The 15,758-nt window shown below is 72.6% G+C and carries 15 protein-coding genes and 1 tRNA gene; 7 read left to right on the top strand and 9 right to left on the bottom strand.

The window, feature by feature from the left end:
- Window positions 1–48: 48 nt before the first annotated feature.
- The gene (locus ABT014_RS31450; RefSeq protein WP_033817598.1) at window positions 49–372 is read right to left on the bottom strand and encodes a WhiB family transcriptional regulator; all 324 of its coding nucleotides are present in this window, start codon (window positions 370–372) and stop codon (window positions 49–51) included.
- Between the two features lie 400 nt (window positions 373–772).
- On the opposite strand from ABT014_RS31450, the gene ABT014_RS31445 reads away from it, so the two are divergent.
- Window positions 773–3,031 (top strand): transglycosylase domain-containing protein, encoded by a 2,259-nt coding sequence (locus ABT014_RS31445; protein WP_350642762.1) that lies wholly within the window; start codon window positions 773–775, stop codon window positions 3,029–3,031.
- A 77-nt stretch (window positions 3,032–3,108) separates the two neighbouring features.
- Here the strand turns inward: ABT014_RS31445 and ABT014_RS31440 are convergent, their stop codons facing one another.
- The gene (locus ABT014_RS31440; RefSeq protein ID WP_350642761.1) at window positions 3,109–3,564 is read right to left on the bottom strand and encodes a GatB/YqeY domain-containing protein; all 456 of its coding nucleotides are present in this window, start codon (window positions 3,562–3,564) and stop codon (window positions 3,109–3,111) included.
- A gap of 180 nt (window positions 3,565–3,744) precedes the next feature.
- Here ABT014_RS31440 and ABT014_RS31435 point away from each other — a divergent pair, with 180 nt between their 5' ends.
- The gene (locus ABT014_RS31435) at window positions 3,745–4,689 is read left to right on the top strand and encodes a metallophosphoesterase (protein ID WP_350642760.1); all 945 of its coding nucleotides are present in this window, start codon (window positions 3,745–3,747) and stop codon (window positions 4,687–4,689) included.
- Window positions 4,690–4,800: 111 nt separating this feature from the next.
- Window positions 4,801–4,874 (top strand) — tRNA-Pro (locus ABT014_RS31430).
- 115 nt (window positions 4,875–4,989) lie between these two features.
- Here the strand turns inward: ABT014_RS31430 and ABT014_RS31425 are convergent.
- A complete protein-coding gene (locus ABT014_RS31425) occupies window positions 4,990–5,829 on the bottom strand; it encodes a nuclease-related domain-containing protein (RefSeq protein WP_350642758.1) in 840 nt (279 codons plus the stop codon).
- Between the two features lie 67 nt (window positions 5,830–5,896).
- Entirely contained in the window at window positions 5,897–6,847 is a 951-nt protein-coding gene (locus ABT014_RS31420; RefSeq protein WP_350642757.1) for a hypothetical protein, read from the bottom strand.
- 283 nt (window positions 6,848–7,130) lie between these two features.
- Here ABT014_RS31420 and ABT014_RS31415 point away from each other — a divergent pair, with 283 nt between their 5' ends.
- Together ABT014_RS31415 and ABT014_RS31410 are read left to right on the top strand one after the other, a co-directional pair.
- Window positions 7,131–8,387, top strand: coding sequence for an SLC13 family permease (locus ABT014_RS31415; RefSeq protein WP_350642790.1), 1,257 nt, complete (start codon window positions 7,131–7,133; stop codon window positions 8,385–8,387).
- A 4-nt stretch (window positions 8,388–8,391) separates the two neighbouring features.
- On the top strand, window positions 8,392–8,910 hold the full coding sequence (locus tag ABT014_RS31410) for a universal stress protein (protein ID WP_350642755.1): 519 nt from the start codon (window positions 8,392–8,394) through the stop codon (window positions 8,908–8,910).
- Window positions 8,911–8,985: 75 nt separating this feature from the next.
- Here ABT014_RS31410 and ABT014_RS31405 read toward each other — a convergent pair whose 3' ends face one another.
- Window positions 8,986–11,418: a PKD domain-containing protein gene (locus ABT014_RS31405; RefSeq protein ID WP_350642753.1), complete on the bottom strand. Its 2,433-nt coding sequence runs from the start codon at window positions 11,416–11,418 to the stop codon at window positions 8,986–8,988.
- A 369-nt stretch (window positions 11,419–11,787) separates the two neighbouring features.
- On the opposite strand from ABT014_RS31405, the gene ABT014_RS31400 reads away from it, so the two are divergent.
- A complete protein-coding gene (locus tag ABT014_RS31400) occupies window positions 11,788–12,849 on the top strand; it encodes a right-handed parallel beta-helix repeat-containing protein (protein ID WP_350642752.1) in 1,062 nt (353 codons plus the stop codon).
- Window positions 12,850–12,895: 46 nt separating this feature from the next.
- Window positions 12,896–13,981 (top strand): methyltransferase, encoded by a 1,086-nt coding sequence (locus ABT014_RS31395; protein WP_502895133.1) that lies wholly within the window; start codon window positions 12,896–12,898, stop codon window positions 13,979–13,981.
- 73 nt (window positions 13,982–14,054) lie between these two features.
- On the opposite strand, the gene ABT014_RS31390 is transcribed toward ABT014_RS31395, so the two are convergent.
- From ABT014_RS31390 to ABT014_RS31375, 4 genes are all read right to left on the bottom strand, one after another.
- Window positions 14,055–14,456, bottom strand: coding sequence for a hypothetical protein (locus ABT014_RS31390; RefSeq protein WP_350642750.1), 402 nt, complete (start codon window positions 14,454–14,456; stop codon window positions 14,055–14,057).
- A gap of 248 nt (window positions 14,457–14,704) precedes the next feature.
- Window positions 14,705–15,037: a TcmI family type II polyketide cyclase gene (locus ABT014_RS31385; protein ID WP_350642786.1), complete on the bottom strand. Its 333-nt coding sequence runs from the start codon at window positions 15,035–15,037 to the stop codon at window positions 14,705–14,707.
- Window positions 15,038–15,042: 5 nt separating this feature from the next.
- A complete protein-coding gene (locus ABT014_RS31380) occupies window positions 15,043–15,498 on the bottom strand; it encodes an SRPBCC family protein (RefSeq protein ID WP_350642748.1) in 456 nt (151 codons plus the stop codon).
- A 1-nt stretch (window position 15,499) separates the two neighbouring features.
- Window positions 15,500–15,754: an acyl carrier protein gene (locus tag ABT014_RS31375; RefSeq protein ID WP_350642747.1), complete on the bottom strand. Its 255-nt coding sequence runs from the start codon at window positions 15,752–15,754 to the stop codon at window positions 15,500–15,502.
- Window positions 15,755–15,758 lie beyond the last annotated feature (4 nt).

The raw sequence follows: 15,758 nt of genomic DNA, 5'->3' as shown, positions 1-15,758 counted from the left end.
ACACCTGCCGACTGCCCGTCAGCTCACATGCGGCCGAACGCGCGGGCCTCAGCCCGCCTGGGCGTAGTCCCGCAGGATCACGCCGGTGGCCAGCGACTCCTCGTACTCCGTCCGGGCCGTCTCCAGCAGCCGGCGCCAGGAGCCGACCGTCGGCCGGCGGCGCAGCAGCGCACGGCGCTCCCGCTCCGTCATACCGCCCCAGACACCGAATTCGACCCGGTTGTCGAGCGCGTCGGCCAGGCATTCGGTGCGGACGGGACACCCGCTGCACACCGCCTTGGCGCGATTCTGCGCGGCCCCCTGAACGAACAATTCATCCGGATCGCTCGTGCGGCAGGCCGCCTGTGCGCTCCAGTCGTCTACCCAGCCCATGCTGGCGCCGTCCTCTCCCGAATCGGGGCTCCCCCACGGCGGCAACGGCATATTCACCGCTGCCAGTTGAGGACGTTACGGAAGAACGGGACTCCGCAACAGCCCCTTCGGGCTCAATCTCAAATGACCCAATCGGACTATGGGTACCCAACACCTCACTCGTTGGAGTGATCGCAGGTCGCAGCCCTTGCCGACACTCCCGGAACAGCTATCGTCACACTCTGCTGTCAAAAACGAGGACGCACCCCTGCAGCATTCGCCGCAAAAAGCCACAAATCGGGCAAAGCTCATCACTCACACGAGTGGTGGAGATGTACACAGCGAAGCTGTCGCAGTCTTGTGACAAGCCTAGGCGAACACCTGCCCCCATGGAGGGGAATCCGGCACGTAGGGTTCTCCCATGGCACCTCAGCGAACCTCGGGATCAGCGCTCGACAAGGCGAGCCTCGGAGTCAAGTTCCTGGGCGGCAGCGTGCTGGCCGGCGTCCTGGTCGCCGGCATGGCCCTGCCGGCCGTCGGCGCGCTCGGGCTCACGGCCAAGGACACGGCCGACAGCTTCGACAACATCCCGGCCGACTTCAAGACCCCCACCCTCTCGCAGGCGTCGACCATCTACGACGCCAAGGGCGGGCTGATCGCCAAGGTCTACGACCGGGACCGCACGATCCTCACCGCGGACCAGATGGCGCCCGTCATGCGCAAGGCCCAGGTCGACATCGAGGACGCCCGCTTCTACGAGCACGGCGCCGTCGACCTGAAGGGCGTGCTGCGCGCCGCCACCAAGAACGCCGAGGCCGGCTCCGCCACCCAGGGTGCGTCGACGCTGACCCAGCAGTACGTGAAGAACGTGTTCGTCGAGCAGGCCGGCGACGACCAGCAGGCCTTCCTGGACGCCACCCGCAAGAGCCTGGGCCGCAAGATCCAGGAGCTGAAGTACGCCATCAAGCTGGAGGAGGACCTGACCAAGGATCAGATCCTCACCAACTACCTCAACATCACGTTCTACGGGCACCAGGCGTACGGCATCGAGGCCGCCTCGAACCGCTACTTCAGCAAGAGCGCCAAGGACCTGACCGTCCCCGAGGCCGCCATGCTCGCGGGTCTGGTCCAGAACCCCACCGCCTACGACCCGATCCTGCACCCGCAGGCGGCGCAGACCCGGCGGAACACGGTGATCGGCAAGCTGCTGGAGGCCAAGCACATCACCCCGGAGGAGGCCAAGGCCGCCACCGACGCCCCGCTCGGCATCAAGTACTCCGAGCCGCTGAACGGCTGCATCACCGCGCAGGCGGGGATGGGCTTCTTCTGCGACTACGTCCGCCGGGTGGTCAAGCAGGACCCGGTCTTCGGGAAGACCGCCACCGACCGGCAGAAGCTGTGGAGCCAGGGCGGCCTGAAGATCTACACCACCATCGACCCGGACAAGCAGGCCGCCGCCTTCAACGCGGTGACCAAGAAGGTCTACGCGACCGACACGGTCTCGGCCGCCACCACCATGGTCAAGCCCGGCACCGGTGAGATCCTGGCGATGGCGCAGACCCGGCCGTACGGCCTGGACGGCAGCAAGAACCAGACCGTCCTGAACCTCAACGTCGACGCCGCCATGGGCGGCGGCAACGGCTTCTCCCCCGGCTCGACGTTCAAGCCGATCCTGGCCGCCGCCGCGCTGGAGTCCGGCGTCCCGATCACCCAGGAGTTCCCGTCCCCGCACGACATGGACTACCCGTCCATGAGCACCTGCGACGGCACCTGGAAGAACAACAAGAGCGACCCGGCGACGGTGGAGAACGAGTCGGCCAGCGAGGTCGGGCCGTTCTCGCTCAAGGACGCGATGGCGAAGTCGGTCAACACCTACTTCGTGCAGATGGAGCAGCAGGTCGGGCTCTGCCCGATGAAGCAGATGGCCGACAAGCTCGGCATCAAGAACAAGTCCAACGGCAAGCCGATGGAGCAGGTCCCCTCCATGGTGCTGGGCACCCAGGAGGTCAGCCCGCTGACCATGGCCAACGCGTACGCCACCTTCGCCGCCCGGGGCCTGTACTGCAGCCCGATCGCGATCAGCTCGATGGTCGCCGCCGACGGCAAGAAGGTCGAGGTGCCGAAGGCCAACTGCAACCAGGTGATGTCCGAGAGCACCGCGGACGGCGTCACCACCCTGCTGCTCGGCGTGACCGAGAAGGGCACCGCGTCCGCCCTCGGCCTCGACGGCGGGCGGCAGATCGCCGGCAAGACCGGTACCACCGACAACCGGTACGCGGCCTGGTTCACCGGCTTCACCCCGGAGCTGTCGACCTCGGTCTGGCTCGGCGGCCCGACCGGGAACGTCTCGATGAAGAACATCAGGATCGGTGGCAAGCCCTTCAGCGCCGTCTACGGCGCCGACGGGCCGGGCCCGATCTGGCAGCTGGCGATGAACGACGCGCTGGACAACACGCCGAAGTCGAACTTCCACACCGTCAACATCCCGGTGCCGACCACCCCGACCACCCCGCCGACCGACGGCGCCTCCCCGCCCTCCGGGGACGCCGTGATCGGCGGCCTGGTGAACGGCGGCTTCACCTTCCCGCCGATCGGCGGGGACGGCGGCGGCATCGGTGGCAACGGTGGCAACGGGGGCAACGGCGGCGGGAACGGTGGCACCGGCGGGCGCCGGCACTGACCGGCCCCTCCACCGAACGCCCTGAGGGCGGCTCCCCCGAGTCCGGGGAAGCCGCCCTCAGGCGGTTGCAGGGGCCCTCAGCCGGCCAGCGCGGCCTTCACCGCGGCGGCCACCCGGCCGCCCTCGGCCCGGTCGCCCACCCTCGGGCGGACCAGCTTCATCACCGCGCCCATCGCCTGCGGTCCGGTGGCACCGGCGGCGGCCACCGCCTCGGCGACGATCGCGGTCAGCTCCTCGTCCGAGAGCTGCTTCGGCAGGTAGTGGGCCAGCACCTCGCCCTCGGCGCGCTCGCGGGCCGCCGACTCGGCGCGGCCGGCCAGCTCGAAGGCCTCGGCCGCCTCCCGGCGCTTCTTCGCCTCGCGGATCACCAGCTTGAGCACCTCGTCGTCGGAGAGCTCGCGCTTCGTGGTGCCGGACACCTCCTCCGCGGTGACCGCCGACAGAGTCAGCCGGATGGTGGAGGAGCGCAGCTCGTCCCGGGACCTGATGGCAGCCGTCAGGTCCTCCTGCAGCTGCTGCTTGAGCGTTGTCATGCCGATGAGTCTCGCACCTGACCGGGCCGAACGCCCCCGATTAAGCCCCCGGCCGAGCGCGGGCGGCGGGGCCGGGCGAGCACGGGCCGCGGGGCCGGGCGGGTGGGCCTGCCACCGCTCACCACCCGCACGACCACCTGCGGGTTCCGTCGCTGATCGCCCGTCTGAGAGCATGGGGTGATGCGACCGCTGTACTCCGTCCCGCTCGGAATCGCCGCCACCGGCGCCGCCTGCCTCGCCTACGCCGCCGGGTACGAGGTCCGCTCGTTCCGGCTCCGCCGGGTCGAGGTCCCGATCCTGCCGCGCGGGGCGCGGCCGATCCGGGTGCTCCAGCTCTCCGACATCCACATGGTCGCCGGACAGGGCAAGAAGCAGCGCTGGCTGCAGAGCCTGGCGGGCCTGCGACCCGACCTGGTGGTGAACACCGGCGACAACCTCTCCGACCCGCTCGGCGTGCCGGCCACGCTGGACGCGCTCGGCCCGCTGATGGACTTCCCCGGCGTCTACGTCTTCGGCTCCAACGACTACTACGGCCCCGCCCGCAAGAGCCCGACCCGCTACCTGAGCGCGCTCCGCAGCGGCATCCACGGGCTCAACAACCCGGACGGCACCAGCCGGCGCGGGATCACCGGCGCCGTGCACAACCCCTGGCAGAAGCTGCGCGACGGCTTCGACGCGGCCGGCTGGCTCAACCTCAACAACGCCCGCGGCCGGCTCACCCTGGCCGGCCTGGACGTCGAGTTCACCGGCCTGGACGACCCGCACATCCGGCACGACCGCTACCAGGACGTCGCCGGCGGCCCGTCCGCCGACGCCGACCTGTCGCTGGCCGTGGTGCACGCGCCCTACCTGCGGGTGCTGGACGCCTTCACCGCCGACCGGTACCCGCTGATACTGGCGGGGCACACCCACGGCGGACAGCTCTGCATCCCCTTCTACGGGGCCCTGGTCACCAACTGCGACCTGGACACCGACCGGGTGAAGGGCCTCTCCAGCCACCAGGCCGGCGGCCACCGCTCCTACCTGCACGTGTCGGCCGGCTGCGGCACCAACCGCTACACCCCGGTCCGGTTCGCCTGCCCGCCCGAGGCCACCCTGCTCACGCTCACGGCCGCCCGCCGCTGAGCCCCCCGTGACCTGCGGGGAAGCACCCCGGGGAATCGGATTTCGTCTCTCGGCGCGCGTCCGGTAGAGTTCTACTCGTTGCGCCGGAGACGGAAGCAACAACAGCAGGACCGGGGTGTGGCGCAGCTTGGTAGCGCGCTTCGTTCGGGACGAAGAGGCCGTGGGTTCAAATCCCGCCACCCCGACCCAGTAGTTGCAGGCAAGGGCTCTGCCGGAGAAATCCGGTGGGGCCCTTCCTCGTTGTGCGGGTGCGGGCGGGTGACGGTGCCTCAGGCGGGGGTGGGTGCGGCGCGGCGGGGCTCAGGCGGTCCAGGTGGTGGGGCGGCGGGCGATCGAGTAGATCTGCTCGACGCGGGCCGCCGGGAGCGTCGGTGACAGGTCTGACAGTGTGCGGCTCAGCTGATCGGCGTCGACCAGGAGCACCGTGGGGAGTGCGTTCGACACCACGATGCTGTCGGCCCCGACGACCGCGACCACCGGCCGGACGGTGACCGGGAAGCCGCAGTGCGCCGAGAGCCGGTGCGCCGCCTTGGCGGCCTCGCTCTCGCTGATCGGCACGTACCGGGTCGGGGCGCGGTTCACCGTGATGGCGCGGTCGCCCTGCCACAGCGCCGCCCCCCGGTGGTGCTTGGTGTTGATGGTGAACACCCCGGACGGGCCGATCACCAGGTGGTCGATGTCGATCCCGCCGGGCAGCTCGATGGAGTGGAGCACCCGCCAGCCCTGGCGGGCCAGTCGGTCCAGCCGGCGGCCGGTGACGACCTCGCCGCGCAGCCCGACCGCCCAGGGGCGGGCTGCGGTCATGCCGGCGGGTAAGCGGTGGGCCAGGAGCCGCTTCAGCGCGTTCGGTTCGACCGTCCTCAGGTGCCGGCGGAGGGCGTCGCCGGGCCGGTTGGCCGCCAGGTCGGCGCCCGGCGCCACCGGCGGGACGGTGGGCGGTGGAGGGGTCTCCCGAGCGGCGCCCGCGGCCCCGTGGGAGGTGACCAGGACGGTGATCGCCTCCCGGCAGCCCTCGTCGAGCACCACCGTGCGGCCCGTCACCAGGTCATGCCAGCCGACCGATCGGCCGTCCGCCGTGCGGTTCACGTACAGCCGGTCGTGGCCGTGCCGGCGCCACCGCTTGATCTCGTACCCGTCCATCCCCACCCCCGCGAGGAGCTACCCAGGGCGGTGGGCCGGTACACGCACGGAACGGGGTGAGTGGGGGTCAGCTCGGCGTGGTGGACCAGGTGACGCTCTTGCGCTGCATGGCACCGCCGTAGATGAAGTCGACCGTGGGCCGGTCGGCCGCCGCGTTCGGCAGGGTGTACTGGGTCTGCGAGCTGGCCTCCTGGCCGGGGGCCAGGGATTCGGGCAGGAACGTCGTCCGGCGGCTGCCGTCGAACACCTGCGAGGCGAGTGCGCCAGCGCCGTCCTTGACCGTGGGCAGCCTCGACCCCGAGAGCGCGAGCTGCTTGGAGCCGGTGTTGGTGACCGTGACCTTCACCTGGACGATCCGGACGTTCTCCGGCGGCGTGTACACGGTGGTGAGCGGGGTGTACGGCTCGAGCTCGGCCACCGAGACCTTGAGGCCGTCCGCGAAGGTGTAGGACCCGCCGAACACCAGGTGCCGGGCCTTCTCGTCCGCCGCCGCCTTGGCCTGCTCGGCCTCCAGCCGCGCCTTCTCCTTCGCCACCCGCTGCTCGGCGTGGGCGCGGGCCGCCCGCTCGTCCGCCGCCTGCCGGTCGTGGACGGCCTGGACCCGGGCCACCACGTACACCCCGCCGCCGGTCGAGACCGTCAGTCCGAGGAGCCCGAGGAGCACGCCGGCGAGGGCCATCGCCCGGTTGGTCGCCAGGCCCTTGCGGGCGTGGACCAGCCCGACGGCGCCGAGGACCACCGCGAGCAGGGCCGGCAGCCAGGAGATCCAGAACAGGACGACGGCCGCCGCGAGCGCGACGCCGACGATCCCGAGCACCAGGGCCGCGATGCCCGGCCCGTTGCGGGGCTGCGGAGCCGCCGTCGGGTACGGCGGCCAGTACGCCGTCCCCGGGTCGAAGGCGGCGCCCGCCTCGTGGCCCGGCACCTCGCCCCACCCCGCGGCCGGCGGTGCCCACGGGTTCGGGTCGGCCGGCTCCCCGGCGGACTGCGGGCTGTCGGGCGGGGCAGGAGTGGTCATCCGAGTCCTTCGAGCGCGTGGAGATGGCGGGGCGCCGTGCAGCCCCGACGCCGAAGTCTGTCCTGATCCCCCGGCAGCAGCGACCCGATTTCCGGAGGGCGGACAGCGGCCCGCCCGGATCACCCGACGGGTCGGCGACGACCAACCTACCGGTGGCTGCTGATGGTCCGTCTCCCCGGCCGATGCCGGGCCGGTCCCGCCCGCACGCACGGCGCCGGCACGCCCGGCCGCGGCTCTCTGGTTCGATGAGGGGTCGCCCCGTCCCCGCCGCAAGGAGTACACCCTGAACACGTCGTCCGCCGAGGCCCTGTCGGTGGGCCTGCTGCTGCTGGTGCTGGCCTGTGCCGTGGTGCGGCCATGGGGCTGGCCGGAGGCCGTGGTGGCGGTGCCGGCCGCCGCCCTGGTGCTGCTCACCGGTGCGATCACACCCGCCCACGCGGTGGCCGAGGCCCAGCGGCTCGGCCCGGTGATCGGTTTCCTGGCGGCCGTCCTGGTGCTGGCCCAGCTCTGCGACGACGAGGGCCTGTTCCAGGCCTGCGGCGCCTGGATGGCCCGGACCGCCGCCGGCCGGCCGCGGCGGCTGTTGGTCCAGGTCTTCGTGATCGCCTCGGTGGTCACGGCGGTGCTCAGCCTGGACGCCACGGTGGTGCTGCTGACCCCGGTGGTCTTCGCCACCGCGGCCCGGCTCGGCGCCCGCCCCAAGCCGCACGTCTACGCCTGCACCCACCTGTCGAACACCGCCTCGCTGCTGCTGCCGGTCTCCAACCTCACCAACCTGCTGGCGTTCGCGGCCAGCGGGCTGAGCTTCACCCGGTTCGCCGCGCTGATGGCGCTGCCGTGGCTGGTGGCCATCGGGGTCGAGTACGTGGTGATGCGCCGGTTCTTCGCGGTCGACCTGGACGCCGGGGCCGGTGGCCCGGACGACGGGCCGGCGCCCCGGATGCCGGTGTTCGCGCTGGCCACCGTCGGCTGCACGCTGGCGGGCTTCGTGCTCACCTCGGCGCTGGACGTGAACCCGGCGTGGGCCGCGCTGGCCGGCGCCCTCCTGCTGGCCGGCCGGGGGCTGGCCCGGCGCCGCACCACGCCGGTGGCGATCGTCCGGGCCGCCTCGCTGCCGTTCCTGGCCTTCGTGCTGGCGCTCGGGATCGTGGTCCGCGCGGTGGTCGACAACGGTCTCGCCGACGGGCTGGCGCACCTGGTGCCGCACGGCGGCACGCTGCCGGCGCTGCTCGGCCTCGCCGCGCTGGCCGCCGTCCTGGCGAACCTCATCAACAACCTGCCGGCCACCCTCGTCCTGCTGCCGCTCACCGCGCCCGCGGGGTCGGCCGCCGTCCTCGCGGTGCTGCTCGGGGTGAACATCGGCCCGAACCTCACCTACGCCGGGTCGTTGGCCACCCTGCTGTGGCGGCGGATCGTGCGCGAGCACGACACCGAGGTCGGGCTCGGCGAGTTCACCCGGCTCGGGCTGCTCACCGTGCCTGCTTCCCTGGCCTTGGCGGTGGTGGCACTGTGGGGGTCCGTGCAGCTCGTCGGAGGGTGATGCCGTGACCGTCCTCGTCTGGGTGGCCGAGGGGACCTGGCCCGCCTGCGTGGACGCGGCCCGCGCTCACGCGCCGGCCGGGTCCGGGTTCGTCCTGCTGCACGTCAGCGGCCTGGACGTGCCCGGGGCCGCGCACGGCGCGTTCGCCGGGCTGCTCGGGCGGGGCCACCCGGCGGGGCACCGCGCCGGCGCGGGCTGGGGAAGCGATCCGGGCACCCGGGTGGAGGAGCTCGCCGCCGGTTCCGGCCGCCGCCTGCTCGCGGCCGCCGCCGACCGCCTCGGGGCGCCCTGCACCCGGGTGGAGCGGACCGGCCGGATCGAACGGGAGGTGGTGGCCGCGGCCGCGAGCGCCGAGCTGCTGGTCCTCGCCCGCGACGGCGACCGCAGCCACCTGGGGCCACGGAGCCTCGGCCCGGCCGGCCGCTTCGTGGTCGACCACGCGCCGTGCCCCGTCCTGCTGGTCTGGCCCGAGCCCGCGCCGGGCATCACCGACCTCCCGCCGCCACCGCCGAACCACCGGTAGGCGCGGCCCCGAACGGCGGCAGCCGGCCGGGACGGAGCGGGTGCCCCGTCCCGGCCGGCTGCCGGCGACCGTCCGTCAGTTGTACTGGGACAGCACCTGGAAGACCGAGTCGGCCTGCCCGCCGTAGGCGTTGCAGAGCGCGAAGGTCCCGCTGCTCGCCCGGTAGATGCCGTAGGTCGTCCGGCCCTTGCCGAGCCAGTCGCCGACCACCGGGGTGTCGCCCTTCGTGCCGTACGTGGCCGTGGAGACGCTGCCGTTGTCGTGCCGCAGGGCGAAGGTGTTGGTGTCACCCGCGTTCCGGCCGGGCCGGAAGATGCCGAACTGGGCGTGGCCCACGCCGTCCCAGTCACCCACCAGCGGCACGTCGCCCGGGTCGCCGAAGGTCAGCGTGGTCACGCTGACGTCGTCGTGGCGGACCAGGAGCGTACGGGTGCCGGGGCGGTAGACCGCCAGCTGGTCGTGGCCGTTGTGGTCCCACGCCCCCGGCACCGGGATGTCACCCGGCTGCCCGAAGGGCACCTCGACGGAGGACCCGTTGGCGAGCTGCAGGACGAAGCTGCTGGTGCTCGGCCGGTAGACGCCCAGCTGTGCCCCGCCGTTGCGGTCCCAGCGCCCGACGACCGGGAGGTCGCCGGCGGCGCCGAAGTTCCAGTAGATGGCCGCGCGACCGGTCACCTTCTGGTAGCTCACCGCCCAGGTGCCCCGGTTGAACACGGCCACCTGGCTGGTCGGCCCGCCGAAGTAGCCGATGACCGGCACCCCCGGGACCGGGCCGCCGACACTGGTCACCTCCGAGCGGCTCGCGGAGCGGCCGTGGTTGTCGAGCACGGTCTCGGTGACCGTGAACAGGCCGGAGCTCGGGAAGTCGTGGACCAGGTTGGTCGGGCGCGTCCCGGTGCTGACCACCGCGGGCGAGCCGTCACCGAAGTCGAAGGTGTACTTGAGGACCGGCCAGGCGCTGGAGGTGGAGTCCGTGAACGTCATCCGCGGGACGGTCCGGTCGGTCTGGTTCGCCGAGAACGACGGGGTGAGGTCGCTGACCGGGGACAGGGTCACCGAGGCGGTCGCCTTGCGGGTCAGCCCGGCGCTGCTGGTCGCGGTGAGGGTCACCGTGTAGGTGCCGGCGGCCGCGTAGTCGTGGTTCAGGGTGAAGTCGCCGGTGGGCACGGTGGTCATCGGCGCGCTGCCGTCGCCGAAGTCCAGCACGGCCGAGGCCATCGACCACCCCGGGTTGAGGCTGCCGCGGACGGTCGCCTGGAGCGGGTGCCCGTCGGCGCTGTTGGTCGACACCGCCGCGGTGACCGCGATCGGGTCCTGGATCTCGGTCGCGCCGCGGTCGTAGTAGCCGTTGCCGGTACCGGTGTTGGCGACCTGCGGCTGGTCCGTCCGGGGGTTGCCCCGCAGGTCGGTCTCCAGCTCGCCCTCGGCCCTGGCGTCGGCCGCGTCGGTCGATCCCGCGAGCGCGGCGGGGACGGCTACGCTGCCGTACCAGACCAGCTTGGGGTCGATCGCGGTGTCCTGCGAGCCCTGCCCGGTGGCCTGGAACGCAGCCGGGGTGTCGTAGGACGTACCGCCCCAGGTGTACCCGGCGTGGCCGGCGGCCGGGTGGACGACGTTGTAGTCGGCCTTGGTGTTCGCGGTGGACCCGGTGGAGACGGCCAGTTCGGGCGCGGGCGTCGCCGACTTGCACCGGCCGTCGCCGGTGAGGATGTTGTTCTTGATCGTGGAGCCGGCGGAGTCGCCGGCCAGCACGATGCCGCTCCCGCAGCTCTGCAGCACGGTGTTGCTGGTCACCACGGTGCCCGGCGCGTCGGTGACGACGATCCCGTCACCGCGACCGGCGCTCAGCTGGTTGGTGCTGACGACCGCCCCGGAGACCCCGGCGTCGACGGCGATGCCCGCGGCTCCGCTGCCGTCGAGCACGTTGCGGGTGACGGAGGTGGCCGTGGTGTGTCCCGTCAGCCGGATGGCGGGCGTGCTCGGGCCCCCGGTGGCGCCCGGCGAGCCGGCCGAGCCCGTCATGTTCCCGTCCACCGTGATCCGGTCGGAGTCCTTGACGAGCACGGCCTCCTGGAGGGTCTCGAAGTAGAGGCCGGTCACCACGACGTCGTGGACGCCGTCGAGCACGAAGCCGTGCGGGGCGTTCTGGGCGTTTGCGTCCCCGCGGTCGAGTCCCACCACGACGCTCGGCTCGTTCTGGAAGACCACGCCCTTGAAGGTGATGGGGTTGCCCTGGGCACCGGAGTGCTTGACGACGACCTGTTCCTGGTACGTGCCGAACTGCGCGATCTGGACCGTCTGCCCGGGGCGGGCCGCGTCGGCCGCCGCCTGGACGGTGCAGTAGGGCTGTGCCTGGGTGCCGGTACCCGCGTCCGAGCACCGGGCGGAGCTCGAGTTGTCGACGTAGAGCACGGCGGCGTCGGAGTGCGCCACCCCCGGCAGCGCGGAGCCGGCGATGGCCGAGCTCACGATGGCTGCGGCGATCCCGACACGGCGACTGATGGTCACTGTTGATCCCCCAGAGTCTGAAGCGACGCCGCCTGTCACCTGACGGGAAGAGACCGAAAAGCAGATCATCCCTACGGCGCGCGGACAGCAGTATCCACGAGGCCTTCGCATCCCCACCATCGAGGGTCCCCACGGGGACCTGCGGATCCCCCGGCCCGCACCCCGGCCCACCCCCGTACCGGACCCGTCCGCGGCACCGCACCACCACCCCGCCGCCGGCCGTTCACCGACGGGCTCCGGACGGACACGCTGAGTGGCGGGCCACCGTGATCGCCCATAGCTTCGATCTGGCGGCCGTGCACCCTGCCGGGCGCCCGCGCGCCGCAGCCCATGCACCCCACCGGACACCGGAAAGCAGGTCACCGCCCCATGCCCACGCGACCGATCCACTACTGTGCGGGCCTCACCGCAGCCCTCATCGCCGGCCTGGGAGCGGCACCCCCCGCGCACGCCGCGACGTGGCACCTGGTCCGGCCGGGTGAATCGATCCAGCAGGCGGTCGACGCCGCCGCCCCCGGCGACAGCATCCAGGTGCTGGCCGGCACCTACCGGGAGAGCGTCCTGGTCACCACCCCGGGCCTGACCATCCGCGGGATGGGCCACGCCACCGTGATCACCCCGGCCGAGCAGCCCGCGGGCAACTCCTGCGCCGCGGCCGGGAACGGACTGTGCGTCGCCGGCACCGAGGCCCAGCCGCTCACCGGCGTCCGGATCGAGGCGCTCACCGTCCAGGGCTTCGCCAAGAACGGCGTCTCGGCCACGATGACGGACGGGCTCCAGGTCCGCGGCACGCTGGTCCGGGACAACGGCCAGCAGGGCATCAGCCAGGAGAAGTCCACCCGCGCCCAGCTGATGGACAACGAGGCCACGGGCAACGGCCAGGCCGGCGTCTTCCTGGCCAACGCGGTCGACGCCGAGGGCGGTGCCATCGACACGCGGGGGACCGTGATCAGCGGCAACCGGCTCACCGGCAACCGGATCGGCGTGGTGGTCCGCCGCGCCCGCGAGCTCGCCGTCGAGCACAACGAGATCTCCGGCAACTGCGGCGGCGTCTTCGTGGTCGGCGACGAGGGCGTCCCGCGCGCCGGCGCGCTCACCGTCAGCGGCAACCACGTGTACGAGAACAACCAGTACTGCCCGCCCAACCCCCGGCTGGACTTCATCCAGGGCACCGGCATCCTCGTCACCGGCGCCGAGGACACCCGGGTGACCGGCAACCGGGTCGAGGACAACACCGGCGCGTCGCCGATGTCCGGCGGCATCGTGCTGTTCCGCAGCGTGGTGGGCACCCCGAACTCCCGGATCTCGGTCGAGGACAACGTCGTGCTCCGCAACGGCCCGGCCGACCTGGCCGACCGCGACGCCGCCGGGACGGACAACACCTTCGCCAAGAACACCTGCCGCGTCTCCGAACCGGCCGGCCGGTGCTGACCCGCCCGGGCACCCACCGGGCGCCCACGATGAGAGAGGTCGCCCGATGACCACCGCAGAACGCACCACCGCAGCCCGCACCACCGCAGCACCCACCACCGAAGGCGCCCCCGGCCCGTCCCCGCAGGCCGCGATGCGCCTGCGGGAGCTGGTGTTCGGCGCCGCCTGCGCCGCGGCCGTCCGCGCCGCCGCCTCGCTCGGCATCGCCGACGCGCTCGGCGAGCAGGCCATGACGGTCGACCAGCTGGCCACCGCCGTCCAGGTCGAGCCGCGTCCGCTGCGCCGGCTGCTGCGCGCGCTGTCCTGCTACGGCGTCTTCACCGAGACGGACGACGACCGCTACGCGCACACCGACATGTCCCGCCAGCTGCGCGAGGACGCCCCGAACAGCCTGCGCCACATCGCCCTGTGGTGCACCGAGCCGTGGACCTGGCAGGCCTGGCCCCGCCTGGACGAGGCCGTCCGCACCGGCCGGAACATCTTCCCGGACCTGTACGGCAAGGAGTTCTTCGACTACCTGCACACCGACGGCGCCGACTCGGCCAAGGTGTTCAACCAGGCGATGACCAGCTCCAGCCGGCAGTCCGCGGCCGACCTCACCGCCTACCTGGCCGACCTCGACGGCGTCTCCAGCGTGGTCGACATCGGTGGCGGCCAGGGCCACGTGCTGGCCAGCCTGCTGGAGAAGCACCCGCACCTGCACGGCACCCTGCTCGACCTGCCCCAGGTCGTCGAGAACGCCGACCCCCGGCTGCGGCCGGGCGGTGCGCTGGCCGACCGGACCCGGCTGGTGCCGGGCGACTGCCGGGTGGAGATCCCGGTCCGGGCCGACCTCTACATCATCAAGAACATCCTGGAGTGGGACGACGAGAGCACCCGCCGCACGCTGCGCAACGTGCTCGCGGCCGCCCGCCCGGGCGCCCGGCTGGTGGTGGTGGAGAACCTGGTCGACGACAGCCCGTCGATGCGCTTCACCACCGCGATGGACCTGATGCTGCTGCTCAACGTCGGCGGCGCCAAGCACTCCCGGGAGAGCATGCTCGCGCTGATGACCGAGGCCGGGCTGCTGGTCAGCGACGTCCGGCCGGTCAACCCGTACCTGCACGCCTTCGAGAGCACCGTGCCCGCCTGATCCGGCGGTGCAACGAGGTCCGGCCCGTCGGCACCCGCCGACGGGCCGGACCTCTGTTCATGCCCGCCCGGGCTCAGAGCGCGGCGCCCCCGAAGCGGCGCCGGCGCAGCAGCACCGCACCGACCGCCACCCCGCCGCTCAGCAGCACGAACGCGGCCGCGCCGGGCCCGTCCACCGGCGCGGTGCCCCCGCCGCCGGCGTGCACCCCGCCGGTCGGCCGCGGGTGCTCGGGGGCCGGCTCCGCGGCCGCCTCGGCGTCGTCAGCCGCCTCGCCGGCCGCTTCGGCGGCGGCCCGCGCCTGCTTCTCCTGCCAGGCCTGCTGGCCCTCCGGGCTGGCCGCCTTGGCCTGCTTCTCCTCCCAGGTCAGCACCGGACGGTCGGACCCGGAATCCTCGGCGTGGGCGGCGGCCGGTACGGACAGCAGGACGGTGGCGGACAGCGCCGCCCCGGCGAGCAGAGCACGTGCGATGCGCATGGATGGTCTTCCTCTCGGCTGCGGTGCGCTGCCGACGCTGCGTCAGCTCTGGTTTCGCACCGGCACTTTCACCACCGTCCGTCACCCCCGGGCGGCCTGCCACCGGGGTGCGACGTCAGGGTCACGCGCGGCCGCCGAACGCACCAGCACCGAACGAACCGGCCCCGAACGGACCGGCCCCGAACGCACCGGCTCCGCGCGCCCGGATCGGGTGCGCGGAGCCCGGCAGGTCCCCACCGAGGGTGGTGTCACGCGCTCCCGGCGCGCTCCCAGCGGTAGAACTCGCGTGCCATCGCGTCCTTCGGCTCCCGCCAGGTGACCGGGTCGTAGGCCTGGACGTACGCGGTGAGCCGGCGGCTGACGTCGCGGAACTCGGGGTGGCCGGCGAGCTCGGCGACCGCGGGGCCGGGCGGGCGGTCGGCCTCGATCAGGTGCATGTAGAGGTCGCCGAACTGGAACAGGCTGCGGCCGGTGACGCCGATCAGGTGCGGCAGCTCGCCGCGGTCGGACTCCCCGAAGACCTCCGCGATGCCGGTGGCCGAGTCCGGCTTCATCCGGGCGACGATCAGGGTGCGGTGCAGCTCGCTCATGCGTTGGCCACCCGCTTCTCCACCTTGTCCCGGATCAGTTCCATCTGGATCCGCGAGTTGCGGTTGATGTGGTTGGTCATCGCCGCGTCGTCGACCGGGGCGGTCGGCTTCATGGCGAAGTCCTGGATCCAGCGCATCCGGGTGCCGTCCGGCGCCTCGGCGTACTCCCAGCGGATGTCCATGAACTCGAACGGGCCGGGCTCGACCCGACGGGCCCGGACGGCGAGGGCGTGGCGGTCGGTCTCGCGCTCGGAGACCCAGCTCCAGACCGTGCCGTTCTCGTCCGGGTGCATGGTCAGGCGGAAGGTGGTCCGCTGGCCCTCGCGCTCCAGCACCTCGACGGTGGCGTACTCGCTGAACAGCTGCGGCCAGTTCTCCAGGTCGTTGGTGATCTCCCAGACCAGGTCGACCGGGGCCGCGATGAGGATCTCGTTGTCGGTGTGTCCGGGCATGTCAGGCTCCTGTCTTCACGGACGCGTTGACGGCGTCGAGGAACTGCTGCGGGGTCTTGGCCATCTCGGCGCCGGGGGCGATCTGGGCCTGGTAGCGGTTCTCCAGCTCGCCGACGATGCCGAGCAGGCCGAGCGAGTCGACGCCGAAGTCGTCGAAGGTGGCGTCCGGGTGCTCGATCGCCCCGGGGGCGATGGTGATGCCCGCCCGGCTCTTGATCAGCGCGACGAGCTCTTCGTGCGTCAGGTGGTGGTTCATCAGG

The organism is Kitasatospora sp. NPDC094015, from assembly GCF_040304075.1.
GTDB lineage: Bacteria > Actinomycetota > Actinomycetes > Streptomycetales > Streptomycetaceae > Kitasatospora.
This window is presented reverse-complemented; position numbering and strand designations above follow the sequence as displayed.